Origin of the sequence: Teichococcus deserti (genome assembly GCF_001982615.1) — a bacterium.
Lineage (GTDB): Bacteria > Pseudomonadota > Alphaproteobacteria > Acetobacterales > Acetobacteraceae > Pseudoroseomonas > Pseudoroseomonas deserti.
In genome coordinates this window covers 1-9,343 of record NZ_MLCO01000228.1, presented here as the reverse complement: position 1 = coordinate 9,343, position 9,343 = coordinate 1, and the positions used below count along the sequence as shown (strand labels likewise).

At 71.7% G+C, this 9,343-nt stretch carries 12 protein-coding genes; 5 read left to right on the top strand and 7 right to left on the bottom strand.

What is annotated here, in order from left to right:
- Positions 1 to 84 precede the first annotated feature (84 nt).
- Entirely contained in the window at positions 85 to 741 is a 657-nt protein-coding gene (locus BKE38_RS21290) for a type 1 glutamine amidotransferase (protein WP_076959252.1), read from the bottom strand.
- A gap of 66 nt (positions 742 to 807) precedes the next feature.
- On the opposite strand from BKE38_RS21290, the gene BKE38_RS21285 reads away from it, so the two are divergent.
- Positions 808 to 1,722, top strand: a complete 915-nt coding sequence (locus BKE38_RS21285) for a bestrophin family protein (protein WP_076959251.1) — start codon at positions 808 to 810, stop codon at positions 1,720 to 1,722.
- On the opposite strand, the gene BKE38_RS21280 is transcribed toward BKE38_RS21285, so the two are convergent.
- Together BKE38_RS21280 and BKE38_RS21275 are read right to left on the bottom strand one after the other, a co-directional pair.
- Positions 1,723 to 2,220: a GNAT family N-acetyltransferase gene (locus tag BKE38_RS21280; RefSeq protein ID WP_242662524.1), complete on the bottom strand. Its 498-nt coding sequence runs from the start codon at positions 2,218 to 2,220 to the stop codon at positions 1,723 to 1,725.
- A 210-nt stretch (positions 2,221 to 2,430) separates the two neighbouring features.
- Positions 2,431 to 2,685 carry a hypothetical protein gene (locus BKE38_RS21275; RefSeq protein WP_076959250.1) on the bottom strand — a complete coding sequence of 85 codons (255 nt, stop codon included), beginning with the start codon at positions 2,683 to 2,685 and terminating at the stop codon, positions 2,431 to 2,433.
- A 225-nt stretch (positions 2,686 to 2,910) separates the two neighbouring features.
- Between BKE38_RS21275 and BKE38_RS21270 the strand changes: the two genes are divergently transcribed.
- From BKE38_RS21270 to BKE38_RS21255, 4 genes are all read left to right on the top strand, one after another.
- Positions 2,911 to 4,146, top strand: a complete 1,236-nt coding sequence (locus BKE38_RS21270) for a class I SAM-dependent methyltransferase (protein ID WP_076959249.1) — start codon at positions 2,911 to 2,913, stop codon at positions 4,144 to 4,146.
- Positions 4,143 to 4,637 (top strand): YdcF family protein, encoded by a 495-nt coding sequence (locus BKE38_RS21265; RefSeq protein WP_076959248.1) that lies wholly within the window; start codon positions 4,143 to 4,145, stop codon positions 4,635 to 4,637. Before BKE38_RS21270 ends, BKE38_RS21265 begins: the two co-directional genes overlap by 4 nt.
- Before the next feature lie 218 nt (positions 4,638 to 4,855).
- The gene (gene hisA / locus BKE38_RS21260; protein WP_076959247.1) at positions 4,856 to 5,584 is read left to right on the top strand and encodes a 1-(5-phosphoribosyl)-5-[(5-phosphoribosylamino)methylideneamino]imidazole-4-carboxamide isomerase; all 729 of its coding nucleotides are present in this window, start codon (positions 4,856 to 4,858) and stop codon (positions 5,582 to 5,584) included.
- A gap of 62 nt (positions 5,585 to 5,646) precedes the next feature.
- Positions 5,647 to 6,627, top strand: coding sequence for a Bug family tripartite tricarboxylate transporter substrate binding protein (locus BKE38_RS21255; RefSeq protein WP_076959246.1), 981 nt, complete (start codon positions 5,647 to 5,649; stop codon positions 6,625 to 6,627).
- A gap of 44 nt (positions 6,628 to 6,671) precedes the next feature.
- Here the strand turns inward: BKE38_RS21255 and BKE38_RS21250 are convergent, their stop codons facing one another.
- The 4 genes from BKE38_RS21250 to BKE38_RS21235 all read right to left on the bottom strand — a co-directional run.
- Positions 6,672 to 7,262 carry a malonic semialdehyde reductase gene (locus tag BKE38_RS21250; RefSeq protein WP_076959245.1) on the bottom strand — a complete coding sequence of 197 codons (591 nt, stop codon included), beginning with the start codon at positions 7,260 to 7,262 and terminating at the stop codon, positions 6,672 to 6,674.
- Positions 7,263 to 7,432: 170 nt separating this feature from the next.
- Positions 7,433 to 7,999 carry a NifU family protein gene (locus BKE38_RS21245; protein ID WP_076959244.1) on the bottom strand — a complete coding sequence of 189 codons (567 nt, stop codon included), beginning with the start codon at positions 7,997 to 7,999 and terminating at the stop codon, positions 7,433 to 7,435.
- Between the two features lie 108 nt (positions 8,000 to 8,107).
- Positions 8,108 to 8,587 carry a universal stress protein gene (locus BKE38_RS21240; protein WP_076959243.1) on the bottom strand — a complete coding sequence of 160 codons (480 nt, stop codon included), beginning with the start codon at positions 8,585 to 8,587 and terminating at the stop codon, positions 8,108 to 8,110.
- Positions 8,588 to 9,343, bottom strand: a 756-nt coding sequence (locus BKE38_RS21235) for a TIGR02186 family protein (RefSeq protein ID WP_083747742.1), incomplete at its 5' end; no start/stop codon positions are given.

Here is a 9,343-nt window from a genome sequence, read left to right as displayed (position 1 = left end):
GTTGGCGCGCGGCAGCACAGACAGAAAAAAGATGGGGTCCAGGGGAATTCATTCCCCTGGCCTTTCTCCTCTTAAATCAATTACTTAATGAACATCCACCAACCGCAGCATCTCCGCGAACAGCGCCTCCCGCTGCCCCGCCAGCGAGGCGTCGCGCTCCCGCGTGACCGCCAGGATGGCCTCCGGATCGGCCAGGCGCCCGGCCGGCGTGAAGCCGATCCAGTCGGCGACGCAGCCGGCATTGGCTTCGGGGTGGAACTGCACCCCCAGCGCGCGGCGGTGGCGGAAGGCCTGGATGGTGTCTTCCGACCGCGCCAGCACCTCGGTCCCTTCCGGCACCGCCACATGGTCGCCGTGCCAGCGCACCCAGGGCCCGCGCCAGACCGGCCCGGTGACCTCCGCGGTCTCCATCCAGCCCTCGTGGAAGCGGCCGATGGCCGAGACGCTGCCGCCGATGGCGCTGGCGATCATCTGCGCGCCGAAGCAGATGCCGATCACCGCGCGCCCGTCCGCGATCCAGCGCGCCAGCAGGTCGCGCTGCGCGGCGATCCAGGCGTCGGAATCATAGGCCGCCTTGGGCGAGCCCAGCGTCACCAGCAGGTCGGCCTCGGGCAGCGGCGCGCCGGCGGCCAGGCCAGGGCCGGCCACCGTTTCCAGCGTCGCGCCGCGGGCGGCCTGCAGCCAGGCGCCGAAATGGCCGACCGGGGCCAGGGGAGAATTCTCGAGGACGAGCACGCGCATCGCACAGCTTCCATGCAGAAGCGGGCAGTTTCCCATCCCCGCCGCGCGGAGGAAACTGCCCGGATCATGATCGTGCGCAAGCGTCCCGGGCCGCTCGGCCTCATCTTCACCCTGCGCGGCTCCATCGTGCCGCGGATCTTCGGCCGGCTGGTGGTGGTGACGCTGCTGGCCACCCTGCTGACGGCGGCCGACCTGGGCTGGCCGCAGGTCTTCCCGCAGATCACCGCGCTGCCCTTCACCTTCATGGGCCTGGCGCTGTCCGTCTTCCTCGGCTTCCGCGCCAACACCTGCTACGCGCGCTGGTGGGAGGCGCGCGGCCTATGGGGCCGGCTGGAGATGGCGGCGCGCAGCCTGGCGCGCGACATGGACGCGCTGTTCCCCGAGGATCCGGCGCTGCGGCAGCGGGTGGTGCGCCGGCTGGTCGGCTTCACCCTCGGCCTGGCAGCGCAGCTGCGCCAGGGCCAGGCGGCCACCGCGCTGGCCCCCTGGCTGCCGGAGGCCGAGGCCGCCGCGGCGCCGACGCTCCGCAACCCGCTGCAGGCGACGCTGCGGGCCATCGCCCGGGACCTCGCCGAGGCGCGGCGCCAGGGCCGCATCGGCGAGCCGCTCTATGCCCAGCTGGAGACCCAGCTCGGCGTGCTGACCGAGGCGCAGACCGGCTGCGAGCGGATCCGCAACACGCCCACCCCCTTCGCCTACTGGCTGCTGCTGAACCGCACCGCCTGGCTGTTCTGCCTGCTGCTGCCCTTCGGCTATGTCGGCGCGCTGGGCCTGGCGACGCCGGCGGTGGTGGCCATCCTGGCCTATACCTTCTTCGGGCTGGACGAGCTCAGCGACGAGCTGGAGGAGCCCTTCGGCACCGCGGTCAACGACCTGCCGATCGACGCGCTGGCCCGGCTGATCCAGATCGACCTGCTGGAATCGCTGGGCGAGGCCGACCTGCCGCAACCGCTGCAGCCGGTGCGCGACCTGCTGCTGTGACTATCGCAGCGTCTTCTTCATGTGGATGACGATGCCGAGCGGCGGCAGCACCTCCTCGGCATACTGCTCGTAGCCCTGGCGGGCATAGAGCGCGATGTTCGAGGCGAAGCGGCTGTTGGTGTAGAGCCGCATCTCGGCCAGGCCCGCCGCGCGCGCCAGGCTTTCGGCATGGGCCAGCAGGGCGCGGCCCAGGCCCTTGCCCTGGTGCTCGGGGGCGACGGCGACATTGACGATCAGCAGGTGGTCGGGCGCGGCATGGGTCTCGATCAGCGCCTGCAGCTGGCCGTCGGGCTCGACCAGGTCGATGCGGTGCTCGCGCAGCGCGACGTCGTAATCGGCGGTCATCGGCCGGGGCTCGCGGCCGATCACCTCGACCCATTTGGCATAGGCGGCGCGGGTGAAGCCGCGCACCAGGGCGGCATCGGCAGGGGTGGCCCGCCGCATTCCGGGAATGGTCTGGTCGTGCTGCATGTCGAAGGGCTCGCTGGCAGGGGCCATGAAAAAACCCCCGGAGCGCGGGGGCTGCGGAGGTCTCTGTCGTCCGATGGGGGGCGGACCGGGCGGGCTTCTCAGCCTCGTCGGTGCGCGCATGCCATGACGAACAGGCCCGCCGCGGGAAGGCCGCGGCGGCGTCGGGCGGCGATGCGGAGATCCCGGCGGGCCATGGGCCGAGCCTAGGACCCGGCCGCGGCTCCGGTCAACGCGGCATCAGTCGCTGCTGCAGCCGCCGCCATCGCCACCACCGCCGCTGTCGCTGCCGCAGGACGCGCTGCTGCTCGAGTCGCTGTTGCCGGCGCTGCTGTCGAACCAGCCCGTGTCATGGCTGTCGCCGCTGCCGCCATCGCCGGTGTTGCTGCCGCGCCGGCGCGGCCGGCGCCGCTGGTCGCGGATCGTGCCGATCAGCGCCGCGGCGGTCAGCCCGCCGATCGCCAGCACGGGCAGCATCAGGACGACATTCGCCAAGGGCGGCTTCCCCGCTTGTTGCACCCCCGTCATAGCCGGGCCGGCGGCGGGGGCGCGATCACGAGGCGATCAGCGCTCCATGGCGAAGATCACGATGCGCACCAGGGCGCTGACCACCAGCAGCACGAGGACGATGCGGGACAGGGTGCCGATCGGGGGCATGGCGCTGAAGATGGGCGCAGCCTGCGCTGGCGCAACACCGCCGCATCGCCTATCCGGTCAGCCATGGATGCCACCGATGCCCGCCTTGCCGCCCAGTACGAGGCCTATCCCTATCCCGAGCGCGACCCGCGGGACGAGGCGAAGCGCCTGATTGTCGGCAGCCCCAGCCATCTGCGGGAGGTCGATCACTGGATCTTCGGCGCCCGCCGCCCGGCCAGCCGGCCGTTGCGCGTGCTGATGGCGGGGGGAGGCAGCGGCGACGGCACCATGATGCTGGCGCAGCAGATGGCCAGCGCCGGCCGCCCGGGCGAGGTCACCTGGCTGGACCGCTCCGCCGCCGCCCGCGCGGTGGCCGAGGCCCGGGCGAAGCAGCGGAAGCTGGAGAACATCCGCTTCGTCAGCGGATCGCTGCTCGACCTGCCCAGCCTGGGCCTGGGGCCGTTCGACTACATCGACTGCTGCGGCGTGCTGCACCATCTGCCCGACCCGGCGGCGGGGCTGGCGGCCCTGGCCGGCAGCCTGGCCCCGGGCGGCGGCATCGGGCTGATGGTCTATGCCCCGCATGGCCGCACCGGCGTCTACATGCTGCAGGATGCGCTGCGCCTGCTGGCCCCCGACAGCGAGGCGCCCCCCGCCCGCGTCGACATCGCGAAACGCCTGTGGAAGCAGCTGCCCGAGACCGCCTGGCTGCGCCGCAACCCCTGGATCACCGACCATCTGGATGGCGGCGATGCCGGGCTCTACGACCTGCTGCTGAACCCGCGTGACGTGTCTTTCAGCGTCCCCCAGCTGGCGGCGCTGATCGAGGGCGCGGGCCTGCGCCTGCGCTGCTTCGTCGAGCCGCTGCGCTACGAGCCCGAGCGCTACCTGCCCGACCCGAAGCTGCGCGCCCGCATCGCCACGCTCGGCGCCACGGAGCGCGCCGCGCTCGCCGAGTCGCTGGCCGGCAACATGGGTATCCACATCGCCTATGTGACCCGCGACGAGGCCGTGGCGCCCGACTGGGACAACCCGGCCGCCGTTCCCGTCCTGCGCGAGCTCGACGGCCCGACGCTGGCCAAGGGCCTCCCGTCGGATGGCGTGCTGCGCGTCACCTTCGACGGCATCCGGCTCGGCGTGCCGCTGCCGCGCCTGGCCTCGGCCATTCTCGCCCGCATCGACGGACGCCGCAGCATCGCCGGGATCGGCGCCGAGCTGGCGAAGAACGGTGTGGCCGAAGCCGCCTTCGCCCGCGACTTCACGGCACTGCGCCAGGCGCTGGAGCCGCTGAACCGCCTGCTGCTGGCCGCCCCCGAATGACGGCCGGCCGTCCGGCCATCGTCATCTTCGGCGCCGCCGTCCGCCCCGACGGCAGCCCCAGCATCACGCTCCGCCGCCGCGTCATGGCCGCCCGGGCCTTCGCGCCCGAGGCGCTCTTCGTCCCCACCGGCGCCCAGGGCCGCCACGGCCCGGCCGAGGCCGCCGTCATGGCCCGCCTGCTGCAGGACCTCGGCACCCCGGCCGATTCCATCCTGCAGGAGACCACCGGCACCGACACGCTGAGCTCCGCCCGCGCCTGCGCCGTGCTGCTGCGCGACCATGCCGGCCCGGTCTTCGCCGCCTCCAGCGGCTACCACCTGCCGCGCTGCGTGATGCTGCTGCGGATCTACGGCCTGCCCGCCCGCGCCGCGCCGGCCCCGGAAGCGTCGCATCGCTGGCAGGAACGCTGGTGGTGGCGGGCGCGGGAGGCGGCGGCGCTGCCTTATGACGCGGTGGCGGGGATCTGGGATTCTCGGAAGAGAGGCGATTGAAAGGCGAGGGGAATGAATTCCCCTCGACCCCTTCTTTTTTCTGTCTGTGCTGCCGCGGTCTCCGGGCCAGGTGGGGCTCTGGTTCCTCAATGGCCGGTCATCGGGAAAAAGATGGGCGCAAACGTGTGCGTTTGCGGGGGGAATTCATTCCCCCAGCCTTTGCCCCCTGGCTTCTCTTGGCTAGACAACGCCCCAGACTTTTCCTGGAACTTGCCCGCATGTCCCTTTTCCAGCTCTACCCCGCCATCGACCTCAAGGCGGGCAAGGTCGTCCGGCTGAAGCGCGGCGACATGGATCAGGCGACCATCTATGCCGAGGATCCGGGCGCGCAGGCGGCGGCCTTCGACGAGGCCGGCTTCGACTGGCTGCATGTGGTCGACCTGGATGGCGCTTTCGCCGGCAGGCCGGCCAATGCCGAGGCGGTGGCGGCGATCCTGAAGGGCACCAGGCGCCCGGTGCAACTGGGCGGCGGCATCCGCGACATGGCCACCGTCGAGGCCTGGCTGTCGCGCGGCGTGGCGCGGGTGATCCTGGGCTCGGCGGCGGTGAAGGACCCGGAATTCGCGCGGGCGGCCTGCAAGGCCTTCCCGGGCAAGGTCGCGGTGGGCATCGACGCCAAGGACGGCATGGTCGCGACCGAGGGCTGGGCCGAGGTCAGCAGCGTCTCGGCGCTCGACCTGGCGCTGTCCTTCGAGGATGCGGGGGCGGCGGCCATCATCCACACCGACATCGACCGCGACGGCATGCTGGGCGGCGTCAATGTCGCGGCGACCGCCGAGATCGCGGCGCGGCTGGCGACGCCGGTGATCGCCTCGGGCGGCGTCGCGGGGGTGCAGGACATCGTGGCGCTGAAGGCGGCGGGGCATGTCGCCGGCACCATCATCGGGCGGGCGCTCTATGACGGGCGGTTGACGGCGGCGGAGGCCATGGCGGCGGCCCGCGCCTGAGGGCTGCCGCCTCGCACGGATCTTGCTAAGCCCCGGCGGAACGTTTCGCTGGGGATCGAGCAATGACTGAGTTGACGCGGCGCGGGTTGGCGGCCGGTGTGGCCGCCGGGTTGATGGCGGCCGGCGGCGCGCGGGCGCAAGCGGCCTGGCCCACGCGGCCGGTGCGCTTCGTCATCCCCTGGCCGCCGGGCGGGCTGAACGACGTCATCGCCCGCGGCTTCAACGACCAGGTCGGCCAGGCGCTGGGCCAGGTCATCGTCAACGACTTCAAGGCCGGCGCCGGCGGCCGCATCGGGGTCGCCGAGATCGCCCGCTCGGCGCCCGACGGCTACACCATCGGCATGGGCAATCTGGGCCCGCTGACGATCTTCCCGCATCTCTACAAGAATATGCCTTATGACGCGGCGCGCGACCTGGTGCCGGTGACCATGTTCGCCGCCTCGCCGCTGGTGCTGGTCGCCAACAAGGACCTGCCCGCCAGCAATGTGGCCGAGCTGATCGCCTTGGCCCGCGCGCGCCCCGGCAAGCTGAACTTCGCCTCGGTCGGCGTCGGCACGGCGCAGCACCTGATCTTCGAGATGTTCCGCGCCCGCGACGGCATCGCCATGGAGCATGTCCCCTACAAGGGCACCAACGAGTCCCTGCCGGCCATGCTGTCGGGCGACGTGCATGCCATGTTCGACACCCTGCCGCTGATGCTGGGGCCGATCCGCAACGGCATGGTCAAGCCGCTGGCGGTCACCACGCCGACGCGCATCCCGCAGCTGCCGGACGTGCCGACGCTGGCCGAGGTCGGCTATCCGGAGATCGACGTGGTCACCTGGTATGCCGTCATCGCGCCAGCGGGGACGCCGCAGCCGATCGTCGACCGGCTCTACCGCGCCTACACGGAGGCCGCGGCGCTGCCGGCGGTGAGGAAGCTGCTGGAGGATCAGGGGCTGATCTACCTGCCCAACGCGCCGGGCGAGTTCGCCACCCGCATCAAGGCCGAATCCGCGCGCTGGGCGGGGATCATCGAGCGGCAGGGCATCCGCGTCGAATGAAGGGTGTCCCGGGCGGCTGCCGCCGCCCGGAACTGACAGAAAGGTCAGGCCAGGTCGGCGGCTTCGTCGAAGGACAGGCGGGGCAGGCGGCCCTGCACGCCGGCCGGGTCGCCATAGCCCAGGTTGACCAGCAGATTGGCCTTCCAGCCGGTGCCGGCGAAGAAGGCGTCGTTCACCTTGTTGGCGTCGAAGCCGCTCATCGCGCCGGTGTCGAGGCCGAGCGCCCGCGCCGCCAGGATGAAGTAGCCGGCCTGCAGCGAGGAGTTGCGGAAGGCGGTCGCCTCGGCGAAGGCGGCGCTGCCGGTGAACCAGGATTTGGCGTCGGCATGCGGGAACAGCACCGGCAGCTTGTCGTAGAACTTCTCGTCCCAGGCGATGATCGCCGTCACCGGGGCGGTCATGGTCTTGTCCAGGTTGCCGGCGCTCAGCGCCGGGCGCAGCTTCTCCTTGCCTTCCTGGGTGCGGATGAAGACGAAGCGGGCCGGCTGGCAGTTGGCGCTGGTCGGGCCCATCTTCACCAGGTCGTAGAGCTGGCGCAGCGTCTCGTCGGAGACGGTCCGGTCGGTCCACTTGTTCTGGGTGCGGGCGGTGTTGAACAGGGTGTCCAGCGCGGCGCTGTCGATCGGGTCGGCCATGGGGTCTCGTCGCTCCTGTGTGCGTTGCACACAGGATGAGGGCCGCGGCAATTCCTGCCAATCCCCGCCGCCGGATCATCATCATTCATGGGGTGAATGAAAGGCCCCGGACACGAAAAAGCCCGGCGCGATGGCCGGGCTTCGTCGGGCGCAGATTGTCCGACAGGGGATCAGGCGTCGACCTGCTCGACCGCGATCACTTCCGGCACGTAGTGGCGCAGCATGTTCTCGACGCCGTGCTTCAGCGTGGCGCGCGACGAGGGGCAGCCCGAGCAGGCGCCCTGCAGATGCAGCTTCACCACGCCGTCGCGGAAGCCGCGGAAGACGATGTCGCCGCCATCGCCCGCCACCGCCGGGCGGACCCGGGTGTCGAGCAGCTCCTTGATCTGGGCGACGACCTCGGCATCGGCCGGGTCGCTGTCCTCGAAGGCGTCGTCCTCGGCCTCGGCGTCCAGCACCACCGGGCGGCCGGCCATGGAATGCTCCATGATCGCGCCGAGGACCATCGGCTTCAGCGCCTGCCAGTCGGTGTCCTCGGCCTTGGTCACGGTGACGAAGTCGGCGCCGAGGAAGACGCGGGCGACGCCCTCCAGGCCGAACAGGCGCTCGGCCAGCGGGCTGCGGCCGGCGGTCTCGGCGCTGGTGAAGTCGGCGGTGCCGCGCGCGCCCATCACGTCCTGCCCCGGCAGGAACTTCAGGGTGGCGGGGTTGGGCGTCGCTTCCGTCTCGATGAACATCGCTCTCGGCTTTTCACGAAATTTGGGGGGTCGTCAGGCCTCGTCTCGGCCTCGCATCTGGGTGATCCGGCGCCGCCATGCAACCCATGGCGGGGGCAGGGCCGCCATTCAGGTGACGCGGTCCAGCTCCTTGTCGTCCAGGTTGCCCGGGACGATGGTCATCGGCACCCGCAGGCGCGGGGCGTAGCGGCCGGTCAGCGCGGTGATCAGCGGACCCGGCCCGCTGCCGTTGGAGGCGCTGGCCAGGATCAGGATCGACAGCCGCGGGTCTTCCTCCAGCAGCGACAGCAGCGCGTCGCGCGGATCGCCCTCGCGGATCAGCAGGATCGGCAGGCCGCCGGTGATCTCCTGGACTTCCGCGGCCAGGGCGGAGAGCAGCTTCTCGGCCTCCTCGCGGCGCTCTTCCTGCAGCATGGCGCCGACGCCGGCCCATTCGACGGTGCCCTCGGCCTCGATCACCCGCAGCAGGGCGACGCGGCCACCGCCGTATTTCGCGCGCAGGCAGGCATAGCGCAGCGCGATATGGCGTTCCTGGCTGTCATCGACGACCACCAGGAAGACCCGGTCGCGGCGGGCGGCTTCGGGCATTCATCCCCTCCGGAACAGCACGCTGCCCAGCCATCCGGCAAAGGCCGCCAGCAGGATGCAGAGCAGGCCGTATACCACCGGCCGCTCATCGGCGATATCCGCGATGCGGGCGGCGGTGCCGACCCGGTTCACGGTGAAGCCGAGCTCCTGCCGGGCCAGCACCCGCCCGTCGCGCACCAGCATCACCTCGACCCGGTAGTCGCCGGTGCTGACGGTGGCCGGCAGCGGCAGGCGCGCGCGGAACAGCCGGGCGCCGGAGACGCGCAGCGGTTCGTCCTCCTCGTGCCACAGCCCAGCGCTCTGCTTCAGCTGCAGGAGGGCTGCGCGGAATTCCTCGTCCTGGTTGCCGGCGGCGGCCATCTGCAGATGCTCGAGGCCGAGCTGCTTGGTCCGCCGCTCCTCCTCCTCCATCATGTCGTGCAGGGGGCGGGTGCCGGTCAGCAGGTAGAAGCCCGGCACCTGGCGGAAGCGGGCCGAGGCGCCGTTGATCCAGAAGCCCAGCACGCGGGTCTTGCGGCGCACCACCATGGGCTCGGGCACGGCGCTGCGGGCGACCACCAGCACGTCGTCGCCGCCCTCGCCCAGCAGCCGCTCAGTGGCGCCGAAGACCAGCACCTCGGTGCCGCTGAAGCCGGTGGTGATCTCGACGCGGGTATGGGACAGCTCGGCCACCAGCGGCGGCCGGGCGGCGGCGGGCTGCGGCGGCGGCGCGGGGGGCGGCGCCGGGATCGGCTGCTGCGCCAGGCGGCGCGGGGC